A 15,984-nucleotide genomic window follows, 5' to 3' on the forward strand; every position below is an offset into this window, starting at 1 on the left:
GCCGGCTACCAAAGCAGGGGGAGGGAGCCCAGAATCTGCCCCGTACCAAAGCCACCGGATACCCACCATGCAATCCCATTCCCCCGCCGCCCTGTCGCGCGGCCTCGTCTTCCTGCTTGCCATCGGCGCCGGCCTGGGCGTCGCGTCCCTGTATTACAGCCAGCCCATGCTGGGCGTGCTGGGCGCCGACATCCACGCCAGCGCCGAAACGCTGGGCTGGATCCCCACGCTGACGCAGCTGGGCTACGCCTTCGGCATCCTGATGCTGGCGCCGCTGGGCGACCGCTACGACCGCAAGCGCATCATCCTCATCAAGGCCGCCGTGCTGAGCCTGGCGCTGCTGCTGGCCGGCGCGTCGCCCACCGTCGGCCTGCTGCTGGCCGCCAGCTTCGCCATCGGCCTGTCGGCCACCCTGGCGCAAGACATCGTGCCCGCGGCCGCCCACCTGGCGCCGGCCGGAGCGCGCGGCAAGATCGTCGGCACGGTCATGACCGGCCTGCTGCTCGGCATCCTGCTGTCGCGGGTGGTCAGCGGCTTCGTGGCTGAACAGTTCGGCTGGCGCATGATGTTCGCGGCCGCCGCGGCGAGCATCGTGGCGCTGGGCGCCGCGCTGTGGCGCGGCCTGCCCCGGTTCGAGCCTTCGACGCGGCTGGCCTACAGCGCGCTGCTGGGTTCGCTGCTGACCCTGTGGCGCCAGCACCCCGGGCTGCGCCGCGCCGCCACGGCGCAAGGCCTGCTGTCGCTGGGCTTCAGCGCCTTCTGGTCCACGCTGGCCGTGATGCTGCACGGCGCGCCCTTCCACCTTGGCGCGGGCGCGGCGGGCGCCTTTGGCCTGGCCGGCGCCGCCGGCGCCCTGGCCGCGCCGCTGGCCGGACGGGTGGCCGACACGCGAGGCCCCCTGGCCGTCGCCAGCCTGGGCGCCGGCCTGACCATGGCGTCGTTCGCCGCCATGATCTTCCTGCCGCTGCTGTCGCCGCATGCCGCGCTGTGGCTGATCGCCGGCAGCGCCGTCGGCTTCGACCTGGGCATCCAGACCTCGCTGATCGCCCACCAGAGCATCGTCTACGGCATCGACCCTGCCGCCCGCAGCCGGCTCAACGCCATCCTGATGACCGGCGTCTTCATCGGCATGGCCGCCGGCGGCGCGCTGGGCAGCCTGGCGCTGGCCCGCTGGGGCTGGACGGGCGTCACGCTGGTGGCCACAAGCGCGGCGGCCGCGGCGCTGGCGCTGCGCCTGTGGCCGGGCGCGCGCAGCCGCAACGGCGAACCCGGCCGCTACGCCGCCTGAGGCCGGGCCCAGGGCCTGTCACCCCTAAACCAGCGTCGACACCGTCTGCGCGTTGGTGTATTCCAGCAGTCCGTCCAGGGCGTTCTCCACGCCCACGCCGGACTGCTTGTGGCCGCCGAAAGGCACGTTGGGCGACATGACATGGATGTGGTTGATCCACACCGTGCCCGTCTCCAGCCGCCGGGCAACCGACTGCGCCAGGGCCACGTCCCGGGACCAGACCGAACCGCCCAGGCCGTACTCGGTATCGTTGGCGCGGCGGATCGCCTCGTCGATGTCCCGGTACTTCAGCAGCGGCAGCACCGGGCCGAAGGCCTCCTCCACCACGCTGCGGGCGTCGTCGGGCGGATTGTCCAGGATGGCGACGGGCACGAAATAGCCCTTGCCTTCCGGCACCTCGCCCCCCGCCAGAAAGCGCACGCCGGTGCGGTGCGCGTCCGCGATCAGGTCCTTCACGCGCTCGAACTGCGCGCGGTTCTGGATGGGGCCGAGTCCCGTGCCGGGTTGCGCGCCGTCGCCCACCACCACGCCCGCGGCGTAGCCCGCCAGCGCGTCGGCGAACGCGTCGTAAATGGATTCGTGCACATACAGGCGCTTGGTGGCCAGGCAATACTGCGAGGAATTGCGGAACGCGCCCCAGAACAGCTTGCCCGCCGTCTCCTTCACGTCGACATCGGGCAGCACGATGGCGGCGTCGTTGCCGCCCAGCTCCAGCGTGACGCGCTTGAGCCGGGTCGAGGCGCTTTGCATCACGCGCCGCCCGGTGACGGTGGACCCCGTGAAGGCGATCTTGTCTATCCCCGGATGCTCGGTCAGCCAAGGCCCCAGCCGATCGCCGCCGCTGACCACGTTCAGCACCCCCGGCGGCAGCAGGTCGCGGAACAGCTCGCCCATCTTCAATGAGGTCAGCGGGGTGTAGGGCGAGGGCTTGAGCACCACCGTGTTGCCCGCCAGCAGCGCCGGCGCGATCTTCCAGATGGCGAGAGTCATGGGGAAGTTCCACGGCGCAATCGCCGCCACCACGCCGATGGGCACGCGCCGCGTTTCGAACAGATGGCCCGCGCCGTCGTCGTGGCGCTCGACCGGCAGCTCGCGCGCGGCGAACTCGCGCAGCCACACGACGCAGCGTCCGATCTCGGCCCGCGCATCCGCATGCGGCTTGCCCTGCTCGCGCGTCAAGAGGCGCATGAAACCTTCGGCATGCGCCTCCAGGCGGTCGGCCATCGCGCGCAGCGCCGCCTGGCGTTCGGCGATGGGGCGGTCGCGCCAGGGGACGAACGCGGCCCGGGCCGCGGCGATGGCGGCGTTCAGCTGGTCGAGCGAGGCGTCGGGCGCCGCCGCGATGCGCGCTTCGGTGGCGGGGTTGAGCACGTCGAACGTCTGCGCGGACGATTCCGCGCGGCCGTTCAGCGTCATCGTGTATTCGGAGTCCAGATTCAAGGTCATGGTTGCGTTGCCTGTGCAAGGGTGGCCGGGGACGGACTGAGCAGCAAGCGGCCGACGACACGTCCCGCCGCCAGGTCGGCCAGCGCCGACTGCGCGTCTTCCAGGCAGCGGCAGGCCGTGGGGATGGCCCGGGGCCGGCGTTCGCGGACTAGCGCCATCAGCGCGTGGAGCTCTTCCAGATTGCCGATATAGGATCCTTCGATGCTGATGGCGCGCATCGGCACCAGCGCGGGCGACAAGGAGAGCTCGCCGCCAAACAGCCCCACCAGGATAAGCTGGCCGCCTTTGGTCAGCAGGTCCATGCCTTGCTGCACCGTGCGGGCCGCGCCCACGCAATCGATGACCGCCCATACCTCGCCCGCCGCCCGCCTGGCCTCGTCCAGCGCGGCGGCCGCATTGGCGTCGACCACGGCATGCGCGCCCGCGGCCAGCGCCGCGCCCCGGCGCGCGCCGTCGGGTTCCAGCACCACGACATTGGAGCAGCCCATCGCGCGCAGCAACGTCACGCACATCAGACCCAGGCCGCCCGCGCCGATCACCACCACGGCTTCCTCGGCCAGCACCTCTGGCGGGATCTTGCGGATGGCGCTGTAGGTGGTCAGCCCCGAACACGCATAGGGCGCGGCCTGCTCGGGCCCCAGGTCGCCGATGCCGACCAGGTAGCGCGCATCCGGCACCATAATGTGGTCGCTGTAGCCGCCCGGCCGGAAGATCCCGAGAAAGCGCGGCGCGGCGCAGAGATTCTCGCGCCCACGGCGGCAGACCTTGCAGTCGCCGCAGCCGATCCACGGATACACCAGGAAGCGCTGCCCCGGCCGCGCGCCGCGCGCATCGGGGCCGGCCGCGACCACCTCGCCCACGGTCTCGTGGCCCAGCGTCAGCGGCAGGGCGACGCCGCGCTGCTCCATGCGCAGGCGCTTGTCGCCCCCCAGGTCGTACGACCCTTCCCAGGTATGGATGTCGGTGTGGCACACGCCAGCCGCCAGCACCCGCAGCAGCACCTGGCCGCCGGCGGGCGCGGGGGTAGGGCGGTCCGTGCGCGTCAGCGGTTCGCCAAAGGCAGTGACCTCGTAGCTGATCATTCGGCGCCACCCGACTTCGCCAGCGCGCAGCCGCCCTTGTCCAGCGGGCGGAAGGCCACGTCGCCGGGAATCACCGCGACCTGCTTGTACAGGTCCCATTCGCTCTTGGAGTCCGCCGGCTTCTTCACTTCGAACAGGTACATGTCGCGCACCACGCGCCCGTCCACGCGCAGCTTGCCGTTGTTCGTCATGAAGTCGTTGATGGGCGTCTCGCGCATCTTGGCCATGACCGCGTCGGCGTCCTTGGTGCCGGCGGCCTTCACGGCGTTCAGGTAATGCGTGACCGCGCCGTAGGTGCCGGCCTGGGTCATGGTGGGCTTGCGCCCGACCTTGTCCTGGAAGCGCTGCGACCATGCGCGCGTGGCGTCGGTCTGGTCCCAGTAGAAGGCTTCGGTCAGCAGCAGGCCCTGGCCTAGCGGCAGGCCGATGGACTTCACGTCGGACAGGAAGGCCAGCAGCGCCACCAGCTTTTGCTGGCTGCCCGGACGCCCGATGCCGAAATCCGCCGCCTGCTTGATCGCGCTGATCACGTCGTTGCCGCCCAGCGCCAGGCCGATGATGCCCGCCTTGGAGCTTTGCGCCTGCAGCAGGTAGGAGCTGAAATCGGGCGTGTTCAGCGGCGAACGCACGGCGCCCAGCACCTTGCCGCCGTTCCTCTCGATGACGGCCGAGGCATCCCCCTGCAAGGCGTAGCCAAAGGAATAGTCCGCCGTCATGAAGAACCAGTTCTTGCCGCCCTGTTCCGTGACCGCCGCGCCCGTGCCGTTGGCCAGCGCGTAGGTATCGTAGGTCCAGTGGACGGTGTAGGGCGAGCACGCCTTGCCCGTCAGCTCCGAGGTGGACGCGCTGGTCACCATGACGATCTTCTTCTTTTCCCGCCCCAGTTCGCTGATGGCCAGCGCCAGCGCGGAGGTGGGCAGGTCGGTGATCATGTCCACGCCGTCCTGGTCGAACCAGCGGCGCGCGGCGGCGCTGGCCACGTCGACCTTGTTCTGGCCGTCGGTGAACACCACCTCCACCGGCTTGCCCAGCACCGAACCGCCAAAGTCCTGCACCGCCATGCGCGCGGCCTCCACCAGGCCCTTGCCGCCGATGTCGGAATACGCCGAACTCATGTCGGCCATGATGCCTATCTTCACGGGGCCCGCCGCGGACTGGGCCTGCGCGCCGCCTGCGGCCAGGGCCGCGCCCGCCAGCGCGAGCGTCAGTTTCAGGATTGCCATGGACTTGTCTCCCTTATCGGTTTGCGCCGTCTTTGCGGCGGTTTGCGTATTGCTCCTGCGAGCGTCCTTTTGTATCGTAGGCACGCGTTTCCGCCTTCGTCCAAAGCGACGATTTTCTGGTCCCAAGCGGGTTTACCCGGAGCGATTCGCAAAGAACCGCATCCCCTACACAGGCAGCTCATGCGTCATTCGTTCTCGGTGGAACACGCGCTGGCCAGCGGCAAGTTCGGCGCCCCGGCGGCTCACGGCGACCATGTCGCCCGGCTGCGGCTGTGCGAACAAGCCTGCCGCGACCATGGCCCCAAGGTGGTGGTGGCGCGCGGGCCGGCCGGCTACGGCAAGACCACGCTACTGGCGCAATGCCAGGCGCGCTTGCAGGCCCGGTCCGTGCGGACAGCCTGGCTGACGCTGGACCGCGCCGACAATGACCTGTCCCGTTTCCTGCGCTGCCTGATGGCGGCGCTGGGCGCCCTGTCCGGGCCCGCCGCCTTGCCGCGCGACGGACACGATTCCGAAGACGCGCTGGCCCTGGCGCTGGTCGAGGCCGTCGCGTCGCGCGGCGCGCCCTTCGCGCTGGTGCTGGACGAATTCGAAGCCATCACCGCGCCCGCCGTGCTGGACCTGGTGCAGGATCTGATCGGCCGCCTGCCGGCGCACGGGCGGCTGCTGATCGGATCGCGGCACGCGCCAGGGCTGGCGCTGGGCCGCTTGCGCGCGGCCAACCAGTTGCTGGAGATCGACGCCGCGCAGCTTTGCTTCTCCATGGATGAGGCCAGCCATTTCTTCGCGCGGCGCAGCCCGCTCCTGACGCCGACCGAGGTCGGGCTGCTGCACCGCAAGACCGAAGGCTGGATCGCCGCCCTGTGCCTGGCGTCAGCCTCCCTGGCCCGGCAACCCTCGGCCGCCGCCTTCATCGAACGCTTCTCGGGCAGCGACCAGTCCGTCGCCGACTATCTGGCGCAGGACGTGCTGGCCAGCCAGACGCCGGCGTTGCGCCGCTTCCTGTTGCGCACCAGCATCCTCAAGCAATTGAGCCCTCCGCTGTGCCAGGCCCTGCTGCCCGACCTGGATTGCGCGGACCTGCTCGCCCAGCTCGAAAACGGCCACGTGCTGCTGACGCGCACCTCCATGGATGAGCCCCACTACCGCTACCACAGCCTGTTCGCGAGCTATCTGCAATCGCAACTGCGGGCGCAGGCGCCCGGCGACATCGCAAGCCTGCATCTGGCCGCCTCGCGCTGGTACGACGAACAGGGGCGGCCCGTGCCCGCCATCGACCACGCGATCGACGGCGGCGACTTCGGCCGCGCGCTGTCGCTGCTGCAAGCCCATGCCGACACCCTGCTGGCCGAGGGCCGCATGCGGCTCCTGTCGCGCTGGTTCGCGCAATTGCCGCCCGCAGTGCTGGCGACCCGGCCCTTGCTGCAGGCGGTGCAGGTATGGGCCACCTGCTTCACCCGCGGCCCGAGCGAGGCGTCCCTGCTGCTGGCCGACCTGGGATTGGCGGACAGCGCCGATCCCGGCGTGCGTGCCCACGTGCGCGCGCTGCAGCCCCTGCTGTTGTCCATGATGGACCGCCACGAAGAGGCCTATGCCGCCGGCATGTCCAGCGTCGCGGCGCTGGAAGACGCGCTGTCATTCACCGACACCGCGCTAGCCAACGCCATGGCCAACGTCACCGCCGTGCTGGGCCGCTACCACGAGGCGCGCGCGCTGCTGGACACCGCCAGGCGCGCGCAAAGCCGCAGCGCAAGCAGCTTCAACCTGATGTACTCCGAAGCGGTCGAAGGCATCATCGACCTGCAGGAGGGGCGCATGCGCCAGGCGGGCGCGCGCTTTCGCATGGCGGTGCGGTCCACGCGCAACGGCGCCTACGGGCAGGCCAACGGCAACGCCTGGGCCGGCGTGCTGTACGCCGCCTGGGTCTACGAAACCGGAGATCTACCCCAAGCCGCCAGGCTGCTGCACGTGTATGTCCCGCTGGGCCGCGACGTGGGCTTGCCGGACCACCTGATACTCGGCTACCTGATGCTCGCGCGCGTCGCCTTCTACGAGGGCGACGTGGAACAGACCTTCTACCTGCTGGGCGAACTGGAGTACCTGGGCCATCAGCGCCGCCTGCCGCGCATCGCCGCCAGCGCCCGCGTGGAACGCGCGCGCGTGCTGCTGATGCAGGGCCATCCGCAGGCCGCTCGCGAAGAGCTGCGCCGCGCCGACGACGCCGATCTCTGGAATCGCGTGCAAGCCTTGCGCCTGCCGGCGAACGACCTGCTGTATCCGCGCCTGGGCCGGTTGCGTTGCGAAGCCTATGAAGGCGACGCCGCCGCCGCGCTGCGCCAGCTCGACACGGACATTGCCCAGGCGCTGGACGCCCGCCGCGTCCGGCGCGCCTGCAAGCTGCAGCTGTTCCGCGCCGTGGCGCTGGCCAGGGCCAACGACGACGCCGGCGCCTACACGCAACTGGGACCGCTGCTGGAGATGGCGCAAGCCGAAGGCCTGTGCCGCGTGCTGGTCGACGAAGGCCTGGCCCTGATCCGCCTGATCCAGCGCTTTGCCGCCACGCCGGCGGGCAGCGCCTGGCTGGCCGCCGGCGCCGCGCAAGACTGGTGGCGGCGGTTCCAGGAGCAGGCGCGCATCGGATCCGCCCCGCCAGAGCCCACGCGCGCGCCCGACGCCGCGGGCGCGGAGGGGCTGACCCCCAAGGAACTCCGGGTGCTGCGCCTCCTGGCCGAGGGCCACTCCAACAGCGCCATCGCCAGGCAGCTGTTCGTTTCCGAAAGCACGGTGCGCACGCACCTGCGCCACCTGAACGTGAAGCTCAGCGCCGACAGCCGGACCCAGGCCGTGGCGCGCGCGCGCAGCGCGGGCCTGCTGTAAGGCGGCCCGGCCTATTCCGCGAACCCGTTCGGCCCCAGCGTCTCCAGCATGTAGTCGATGAAGGACTTGATCCGCGACGAGATCGCCGTGTTGCGGTAGTACACGGCGTTGATCGGCTGCCTGACATCCAGCGTCTGCTTCGCGAACAGGGGCAGCAGCGCGCCGGCCTTGCGGTCGCCGCGCGTCATGAAGTCCGACAGGCAGACGATGCCCCCGTCATTCAAGGCCAGCTGCCGCAGGGTTTCGCCGCTGTAGGACCGGACGGCCGGGCTGACGTGCAGGGGCTGGCCATCGGCATCCAGCAGGGGCCATTCGTTCAGCGATTCCAGCTGGCTGAAGCCCAGCAAGGCGTGCGCAGCCAGGTCCGCCACGCGCTTGGGCGTGCCGTGCTCCGCCAGATACCCGGGACTGGCCAGCACCCGCACCCGGCTGCTGCCCAAAGACACGGCGTGCAGCGACGAGTCCTTCAGGCGTCCGATGCGGATGGCCAGGTCGGTGCGCCGCTCCAGCAGGTCGATGTTGCCTTCGTTGCTGTTGAGCTCCAGCTCCACCTGCGGATAGCGCTTGCGGTAGCCGGGCGCCAGCGGCGCGATCACATGCAGCATGAAGGGCGATGCCGCGTCCACGCGCAACAGCCCGGCGGGCTGGTTGCGGCGCACGTTCATCAGCTCCTCGGCCTCCTCCACCGACGCGATGATCCGCCGCGCCTGCTCCAGATAGGTCTTGCCCTCTTCGGTCAGTTCCAGCCGCCTCGTGGTCCGCCGCATCAGCGTGGTCTGCAGCTTTTCCTCCAGCCGGCTCATGGTTCTGCTCGTGGCGGAAATGGTCTGTCCCAGCACCTCGGCGGCAGCGGTGATCGACCCGCTGTCCACGATGGCGATGAAGACCTGCATTTCGTCGAGTGTGGTTTTCATATTTGAAGTTATATCAAAAGTATTTCGCCAATACCTGTCTTTTTCCGCAAGTATCGGGCAGGCACACTACGTCCATCCCCAGACATTGCGCGTCTGGACCCGCGAATCCCCAAGGAGTTTTACATGAGCATTCCCGCCTTCGGCGTTGGCACGTTCCGCCTGCAAGGCCAGGTTGTCATTGATTCGGTGCGCAACGCGCTGGACCTCGGCTACCGCGCCATCGATACCGCCCAGATCTACGAGAACGAGGCCGAGGTCGGCCAGGCCATCGCCGAATCGGGCGTGGCGCGCGAAGACCTGTTCCTGACCACCAAGATTTGGGTGCCCAACTACGCAAAGGACAAACTCGTTCCCAGCCTGAAGGACAGCCTGGCCAAACTGCGCACCGACTACGTGGACCTGACCCTGATTCACTGGCCCGCACCGGACAACGGCGTGCCGGTCGACGAATTCATGAACGCGCTGGCCGACGCCCGGACGCAGGGCCTGACCCGCCAGATCGGCATTTCGAACTTCCCGATCGCGCAGACGCAGGCCGCCATCGCCGCCGTGGGCCGCGAGCAGATCGCCACCAACCAGATCGAGCTCAGCCCCTACCTGCAAAGCCGCAAGCTCACGGACTTCCTGAAGGAGCAGGGCATCCATGTCACGTCCTATATGACCCTGGCCTACGGCAAGGTGCTGAAAGATCCGGTCATCAACCAGATCGCCCAACGCCACAACGCCACGCCCGCGCAAGTCGCCCTGGCCTGGGCGCTGCAGCTGGGCTACGCCGTGATCCCGTCGTCGACCAGGCGCGAGAACCTGGCCAGCAACCTGCTTGCCCCGCAGCTTCGCCTGTCCGACGAGGACATGGCGCGGATCGCCGCGCTGGAACGCAATGGCCGCGAAGTCAGCCCGGAAGGCCTGGCGGCCGCCTGGGACTGAGGGCAGACGCCATGAAGACACGCGATCCCCTGTTTGAACCGCTCGCCCTGGGCGGCCTGCACCTGCCCAACCGCCTCGTGATGCCGCCGATGACGCGCTCGCGCGCCACGCAGCCGGGCGACACCGCCAACGCCTTGATGGCGCGCTACTACGCGCAGCGCGCCAGCGCCGGCCTGATCGTCAGCGAAGGCACCTATATCTCGCCCATGGGCAAGGGCTATGCGGGCACGCCCGGCCTCTGCACCCCGGCGCAAGTCGCCGGCTGGCGCTGCGTGACCGACGCGGTGCATGCCGCCGGCGGCCGCATCTACGCCCAGCTGTGGCACGTGGGGCGCCTGAGCCACGCCAGCCTGCTCGGCGGCCGCGCCCCCGTCTCCTCGTCGGCCATCCAGGCCGAGGGCGTCAACGTCTTCATCGAAAACGAAGACGGCAGCCCGAGCTTCGTGCAGGCCTCGGCGCCCCGCGCGCTGGCCATCGACGAGATCCGCGCCATTGTGGAGGAATACCGGCAGGCTGCGCGCAACGCCATCGTCGCCGGCTTCGACGGCGTGGAGCTGCATGCCGCCAACGGCTACCTGGTCAACCAGTTCCTGGACTCGCACGCCAACGCGCGCACCGACGAATACGGCGGCTCGCTGGAAAACCGCATCCGCTTCCTGGACGAAGTGGCCCGCGCGCTGATCGAAACCCTGGGCGACGCCTCGCGTGTCGGCATCCGCCTGGCGCCGCTGACCACGCTGAACGGCTGCGTGGACGCGGATCCCGTCGCCACCTACACCGCCGCGGCCAAGCGCCTGGGCGAGATCGGCGTGGGCTACATCCACATCGCCGAGGCGGACTGGGACGACGCGCCGGACATGCCGCTGGCCTTCAAGCAGGCGCTGCGCCGCGTCTATCCGGGCGTCCTCATCTACGCGGGCAAGTACACCGCGGAACGCGCCCGCGACGCGCTGGATGGCGGCTGGGCCGACCTGATCGCGTTCGGCCGGCCGTTCGTGGCCAACCCCGACCTGCCGGAGCGCCTGCGCAACGACGAACCGCTGGCCGAGCACGACCGCGCCACCCTGTTCGGCGGAGACGCGCGCGGGCTGACGGACTATCCGGCCTACATCAGCCCGCCTGCTGCTTGATCTCCCGCATGATCGCGACAAAGGCGTCGATGGACGGATTCGGATTGTCGGGATGGCGGGCGGCCGCCAGCTCCGCGCGGAAGGCGCCCGGCCCCCGGATGCCGACATAGGCCAGGATGTCCATGCGCATCCGCGCCAGCGACGCCGGCACCACCGCCGCGCCGAAGCCCGCTTCGACCAGGGTCAGGATTGTCGGGATCATGCTTTCCTGCACGATGTTGGCCGGCTTGCCGGCCGCCTCGACCATCTGCCGCAGCACCTGGCTGAAGTAGCGCGAACGTTCGCGCGCATAGCCCACCAGCGGCAGGTCCAGCACCTGCGCCATCGTCACCCAGCGCTTGCCGGCCAGGGGATGGTCGCGCCGCAGCGCCAGCACCATCGGCTCGGAATACAGCGGCACGGGCGCCAGGTCCGCGTCCGCGAACGGCGGGCGCAGCAGGGCCAGATCCAGCCGCCGCTGGTGCAGCGCGTCCGGCATCTCGCTTGAGTTCATTTCCAGCAGGTCCAGCGTCACGCCCGGATGGCGCTGGCGGAACACGAACAAGGCCTGGGGCACATTCGAGTACGCCGCGCTGGGCGTCAGGCCGATGGTCAACTGGCCGGCCTCGCCGCTGGCCGCCTGCCGCACGTGGCGGACGGTGGCCTCGTGTTCCATCGCCATCCGGCCGATGCGGCGCTGCAGCTCCGCGCCCGCCGCCGTCAGTCTCACCGTGCGCGTGGTGCGCTCCAGCAGCTGAACGCCCAGCGCTTCCTCCAGCTTGCGCACGCTTTGGCTCAACGGAGGCTGGCTCAGATGCAGGCGCTGCGCGGCGCGACCGAAATGCAGCTCCTCGGCAACCACGGCAAACACCTGGAGCAATCGGCTATCGATCAGCATTTATTTTCCTGGCGAATCAATAACTAGAGAATAAGGTATTAGACAACCTAATCCAGCCTTTCCTACTATGCGCTGACAATCAACGGCGGGGGTGTGCAAACCCTCCACTTCAAGGGAATTGCCATGCGTGCAGCATCCGGAACGATCAAACTCCTGGCCGGCGCCTTTGCCGCCAGCCTGTGCCTGGCCTCGGGCAGCGTCTGGGCGCAGGCCGCCTATCCCAGCCAGGCGATCAAATTCATCGTGCCCTACGCGGCCGGCGGCAGCTCGGACACGCGCTCGCGCCAGCTGGCCCAGAAGCTCAGCGACTCGCTGGGCGTGCCGGTGGTGGTGGACAACAAGCCCGGCGCCAGCGGCAACATCGGCACCGGCCAGATCGCCACCGCCAAGCCCGACGGCTACACGATAGGCCTGGGCAACTTCGCGCCCATGGCGGTCAACAAGGCGCTGTACGAGATGCCCTTCGACCCGGCCCGGGATATCGCGCCCGTCGCCCTCATCGAGCTTGGCCCCATGGCGCTCGGCGTGAGCGACAAGTTGCCCTACGCGAATCCGGCCGCGCTCATCCAGGACGCCAAGGCCAACCCCGAAAAGCTCAACTACGCGTCCACGGGCGCGGGCAGCGCCTCGCACCTGAGCACCGAGCTGTTCAAGGAACAGGCCGGCATGAATGCCACGCACGTGCCCTATCGTGGCGGCGCGCCCGCCGTCAACGACCTGATCGCCGGCAACGTGGACTTCTACATTGAACTGCCCAGCCTGTTCCTGCCGCACGCGACCGGCCCCGCGCCCCGCATCAGGATGCTGGCCGTCGCCGCCGACAAGCGCGTGCCCGGCCTGCCCGGCGTGCCGACCTTCAAGGAGCTGGGCCTGCCCGACATGGTCGTTTCCAACTGGTTCGGCGTGATCGCCCCCGCCGGCACGCCGCCCGACGTCATCAAGACGCTGAATGAACACATCAACCGCGCGCTGCAGGACAAGCAGTACCGCGACGTGGTCGAGTCGCAGGGCGGCGAGGTCGCGGGCGGCACGCCTGAACAGTTCCAGGCCTTCATCGCCAGCGAAAGCGAGCGCTGGACCCAGCTGATCCGCCAGAAGCAGATCCAGGTCCAATGATGCTGGGTGCGCATGAAGCATGGGCCCGCAGCAAGGCCCTGGATACGGAGATCAAGGCCTGGGCCTGCCTGGCCGACGAGGCCGGCTTGCCGCCGGCCGCAAGCGGGAGCGGCGCGCTGGCCGGCGCCGCGCTTGGCGTCAAGGATGTCATCGATGTCGCCGGCATGCCCACGCGGTCCGGCTCGCCCGCGACCTCGTCCGCTCCCGCCAGATGGGACGCCAGCTGCGTGGCGCAACTGCGCGCGGCGGGCGCCGTCCCCATCGGCAAGACCGTCACCGCCGAGTTCGCCTACGTGACGCCCGGCGGCACCCGCAACCCGCACAACCCGGCGCACACGCCCGGCGGCTCGTCCAGCGGTTCGGCCGCGGCGGTCGCGGCCGGCATGGTGGACATCGCGCTGGGCACGCAGACGGGCGGGTCGATGATCCGCCCGGCGGCGTTCTGCGGCGTGGTGGGCTTCAAGCCCACCTTTGGCCGCGTGCACCGGCTGGGCATGAGCGTGGTCTGCGATTCGCTGGACACCATCGGCTGGTTCAGCCGCACGGTGGAACAGTCTCAAGCGGTGGCGGGAGCGCTGCTGCCGGGCGAGGCCGCGAAGGAGCCATCGAAAGACGCGCCGCGCGTGGCGCTATTGCCTTGCGACGCCATCGGCGCGCTCAGCCCGGCCGCCCGGCAGGCGCTGGACGACTGCGCCGCGAGGCTGCGCGACCATGGCGCCGCCGTCGTCTCGCCCGCGCTGGACGCGGACCTGGAGGCCTTGCTGCACATACACGCGCAGACCATGCATGCCGAACTGGCCCGCGGCCTGCTGCCGGTGCTGCACAGCGCGCAAGCCGGGCTGCTGTCGCCCGCGCTGCGCGGCGCGATCGAACGCGGCATGGACATTTCCCACATGGAGTACGTGGCGCTGCAACACGCGCGCGCGCGCCTTGCGGGCGACTGGCAGGCGCGCTTTGGCGACATCGACTTCATCATCACGCCCAGCGCGCCCTGCGAAGCGCCGCGAGGCGTGCAGTCCACCGGTTCCTCGATCTTCAACCGGGTCTGGTCGCTGCTGGGCTGGCCCGCGCTGCATCTGCCCACGGGACGGGCGGAGAACGGTTTGCCCGTGGGCGTGCAGTGGGTGGCGCGGCCGGACGAGGATCACGCCTTGCTCGGCTGGGCCAGGCGATTGCACCCGCTGGTCCGGCGCGGCTGACGGCCTACTGCGCCTCGTAGCGCGGCGAACGCGGACCGTACAGGATGCCGCCGGGCTGGCCGGCGCTGAGCAGCATGTTGTTCGTCATGCCCGCCACGCCGTAGCTGCGGTCGGACAGTGTGTTGACGATCTGGTCCACCATGGCCTGCACCAGCATGCCGAGCAGGCCGCCGCTGCTGTTGCTGGCCTGCACCACCTGCTTGCTGCCGCTCCACAGTTTGGCGCCGTTGCGCAGGTCAAGCAGCTCCGCGTCGACAGACACCGTGATCGAACTCGACAGCACGGCATAGCTCGATCCGTATTGCTTGACCGTCATGTAGAGCGCGGCATCGGCGCCGAAGATCTCGCGCAGCTTGACCGCCGGAAGCTCGTGGATGTCGTCGGGCGAGGTCAGTCCGTTCTGCTTGAAGGTCTCGTCCATGACGCCCACGGGAATCACGTAGTAGCCGGATTCCGCCAGCGGCCGGGTGGCCTGCGACAGCACCGCCGCCGACGCGGCCACATCCACCGAGGTATTGAGCGGCGGCAGGACCAGGATGGAGGCCGGCTTGCTTTCGCGGAACGCCGTGTAGTCCAGGTTGTTCTTCTGAGGGGCGACGCAGCCCGCAAGCAGCGCAACAACCGCCAGCAAGCCCACGCGGAAAATTCTGCTGATCATCACGATCCCTTCTTCGGTGCGCTGGCTTGCGCGGGCGCCGCCTGCCCGGCGGACGAGGAAACGGCGGCAGGCGATCCTGCGGCCGGCGATCCGGCGGCCGGCGATCCTGCGGCCGGCGATCCGGCGGCAGGCGATCCGCCGGCAGGCTGCGCTTGCGGCTTGCCCGCGTTGCGCATCAGGAAGTCCATGAACGGGCTGGACTCGGGGAACGCCGCCTTCTCGCCCTGCAATTGCTCGACGCCCTTGTTGCCGTCGCCCAGTTTCAGGTACAGCATGCCAAGGTGGGCGCGAAAGCCGGGCGGCAGTTCGACATTGGCCGACCGCGCGGTTTCGACGTTCTTTTCCAGCGCCTGGGCCTGCACCGCGTAATCCGCCCCGTCGTCCTTGAGATAGGCGTAAACCGAGGGCTGGTAAGCCTGCCAGCTGTACATGGGCTTGGGCTGCTGCACGCATGCGGACAGCAGTCCGGCCAGCGCCGCAATCGCCAGCCCGCGGCCGGCGCGGGCAAGCGCCGCCGCGCGACGCATCGCCTGAGGGTTCGACATGAGGTTCCCCTTTAGTTCTTGGAAGGCTGCCAGGCGCCTTGCTCGATGCCGTCGACCAGGCGGTCGACGGCTTCGCGGATCGCAAGGTCCAGGACCTTGCCGTTAAGGGTGGAGTCGTAGCCGGCCGTGCCGCCAAAACCCACCACTTCGCGGTTCGACAGGCTGTATTCGCCCGCGCCCGAAGCGGAATAGACGACTTCCGACGTCGTGGCATCCACCACGTTCAGGTCAACCTTGGCGTAGGCCACCTGTTCCTTGCCGCGGCCAAGAATGCCGAAGAGCTGCTGGTCGCCCGTCACTTTGCGGCCAAAGGCCGTCACGTCGCCCGTGACCACGTAGCGCGCGCCCTTGATCTGGGCGGCCTTCTTGTTGAAGGCGGCCTCCTGGGCGATCTCCGAAAGGTTGTCGCGGTCCATCACCTGGAACCGGCCGCTGCGCTGCAGGTGGCTGACCAGAATCGTCTTGGCCTGGCCGCCCAGGCGGTCCACGCCGTCGGAGAACACGCCGCGCAGGTAGTTCGTGCGGTTGTCGAACTTGCCCACGGAAATCGGGCTGCGCACGCCTTGATACGGTTTGCTCGCGGCGGCAACGGCGGGCACGGCCAGGGCCTGCGAACGCTCAGTCGCGCAACCCGCGATAACCGTCGACAGAATCGCCAACGCCCCGATCTTTACGACCTTGTTCAACATTCTTTTCTCCAGC

The 15,984-nt window shown here is 69.3% G+C and carries 14 protein-coding genes; 6 read left to right on the forward strand and 8 right to left on the reverse strand.

Annotation, left to right across the window (positions count from 1 at the left end):
- Positions 1 to 67: 67 nt before the first annotated feature.
- Positions 68 to 1,288, forward strand: coding sequence for an MFS transporter (locus ACFWP0_RS11915; protein WP_377842213.1), 1,221 nt, complete (start codon positions 68 to 70; stop codon positions 1,286 to 1,288).
- Between the two features lie 24 nt (positions 1,289 to 1,312).
- On the opposite strand, the gene ACFWP0_RS11920 is transcribed toward ACFWP0_RS11915, so the two are convergent.
- Genes ACFWP0_RS11920 through ACFWP0_RS11930 form a run of 3 tightly spaced genes read right to left on the reverse strand, consistent with a single transcriptional unit; the run spans position 1,313 to position 5,039 of the window.
- The gene (locus ACFWP0_RS11920; protein ID WP_377842214.1) at positions 1,313 to 2,734 is read right to left on the reverse strand and encodes an aldehyde dehydrogenase family protein; all 1,422 of its coding nucleotides are present in this window, start codon (positions 2,732 to 2,734) and stop codon (positions 1,313 to 1,315) included.
- A complete protein-coding gene (locus tag ACFWP0_RS11925) occupies positions 2,731 to 3,816 on the reverse strand; it encodes an alcohol dehydrogenase (RefSeq protein WP_377842215.1) in 1,086 nt (361 codons plus the stop codon). The genes ACFWP0_RS11920 and ACFWP0_RS11925 overlap by 4 nt, the downstream gene beginning before the upstream one ends.
- Entirely contained in the window at positions 3,813 to 5,039 is a 1,227-nt protein-coding gene (locus tag ACFWP0_RS11930; protein WP_377842217.1) for an ABC transporter substrate-binding protein, read from the reverse strand. The genes ACFWP0_RS11925 and ACFWP0_RS11930 overlap by 4 nt, the downstream gene beginning before the upstream one ends.
- Before the next feature lie 180 nt (positions 5,040 to 5,219).
- Between ACFWP0_RS11930 and ACFWP0_RS11935 the strand changes: the two genes are divergently transcribed.
- Complete coding sequence (locus ACFWP0_RS11935) at positions 5,220 to 7,916, forward strand: LuxR C-terminal-related transcriptional regulator (RefSeq protein ID WP_377842218.1); 2,697 nt, start codon at positions 5,220 to 5,222, stop codon at positions 7,914 to 7,916.
- 11 nt (positions 7,917 to 7,927) lie between these two features.
- Here the strand turns inward: ACFWP0_RS11935 and ACFWP0_RS11940 are convergent, their stop codons facing one another.
- Positions 7,928 to 8,830, reverse strand: coding sequence for a LysR substrate-binding domain-containing protein (locus ACFWP0_RS11940; protein ID WP_377842219.1), 903 nt, complete (start codon positions 8,828 to 8,830; stop codon positions 7,928 to 7,930).
- 123 nt (positions 8,831 to 8,953) lie between these two features.
- Here ACFWP0_RS11940 and dkgB point away from each other — a divergent pair, with 123 nt between their 5' ends.
- Together dkgB and ACFWP0_RS11950 are read left to right on the forward strand one after the other, a co-directional pair.
- Positions 8,954 to 9,757 (forward strand): 2,5-didehydrogluconate reductase DkgB, encoded by an 804-nt coding sequence (gene dkgB / locus ACFWP0_RS11945; RefSeq protein ID WP_377842221.1) that lies wholly within the window; start codon positions 8,954 to 8,956, stop codon positions 9,755 to 9,757.
- A gap of 11 nt (positions 9,758 to 9,768) precedes the next feature.
- Entirely contained in the window at positions 9,769 to 10,887 is a 1,119-nt protein-coding gene (locus ACFWP0_RS11950; protein WP_377842223.1) for an alkene reductase, read from the forward strand.
- Here ACFWP0_RS11950 and ACFWP0_RS11955 read toward each other — a convergent pair.
- The gene (locus tag ACFWP0_RS11955; RefSeq protein ID WP_377842224.1) at positions 10,868 to 11,764 is read right to left on the reverse strand and encodes a LysR family transcriptional regulator; all 897 of its coding nucleotides are present in this window, start codon (positions 11,762 to 11,764) and stop codon (positions 10,868 to 10,870) included. The genes ACFWP0_RS11950 and ACFWP0_RS11955 overlap by 20 nt on opposite strands.
- 123 nt (positions 11,765 to 11,887) lie before the next feature.
- Here ACFWP0_RS11955 and ACFWP0_RS11960 point away from each other — a divergent pair, with 123 nt between their 5' ends.
- Positions 11,888 to 12,880 carry a Bug family tripartite tricarboxylate transporter substrate binding protein gene (locus tag ACFWP0_RS11960; protein ID WP_377842226.1) on the forward strand — a complete coding sequence of 331 codons (993 nt, stop codon included), beginning with the start codon at positions 11,888 to 11,890 and terminating at the stop codon, positions 12,878 to 12,880.
- The gene (locus ACFWP0_RS11965) at positions 12,877 to 14,079 is read left to right on the forward strand and encodes an amidase (RefSeq protein ID WP_377842228.1); all 1,203 of its coding nucleotides are present in this window, start codon (positions 12,877 to 12,879) and stop codon (positions 14,077 to 14,079) included. The genes ACFWP0_RS11960 and ACFWP0_RS11965 overlap by 4 nt, the downstream gene beginning before the upstream one ends.
- A 4-nt stretch (positions 14,080 to 14,083) precedes the next feature.
- Here ACFWP0_RS11965 and ACFWP0_RS11970 read toward each other — a convergent pair whose 3' ends face one another.
- From ACFWP0_RS11970 to ACFWP0_RS11980, 3 genes are read right to left on the reverse strand one after another with little or no spacing between them, the layout of a single operon-like run.
- The gene (locus tag ACFWP0_RS11970; RefSeq protein ID WP_377842229.1) at positions 14,084 to 14,737 is read right to left on the reverse strand and encodes a DUF799 domain-containing protein; all 654 of its coding nucleotides are present in this window, start codon (positions 14,735 to 14,737) and stop codon (positions 14,084 to 14,086) included.
- On the reverse strand, positions 14,737 to 15,282 hold the full coding sequence (locus ACFWP0_RS11975) for a DUF4810 domain-containing protein (RefSeq protein ID WP_377842231.1): 546 nt from the start codon (positions 15,280 to 15,282) through the stop codon (positions 14,737 to 14,739). Before ACFWP0_RS11975 ends, ACFWP0_RS11970 begins: the two co-directional genes overlap by 1 nt.
- Positions 15,283 to 15,293: 11 nt before the next feature.
- Positions 15,294 to 15,971, reverse strand: a complete 678-nt coding sequence (locus ACFWP0_RS11980) for a CsgG/HfaB family protein (RefSeq protein ID WP_377842233.1) — start codon at positions 15,969 to 15,971, stop codon at positions 15,294 to 15,296.
- Positions 15,972 to 15,984 lie beyond the last annotated feature (13 nt).

This window comes from Achromobacter sp. NPDC058515 (genome assembly GCF_042721735.1).
In the GTDB taxonomy this organism is placed as follows: domain Bacteria; phylum Pseudomonadota; class Gammaproteobacteria; order Burkholderiales; family Burkholderiaceae_B; genus Achromobacter.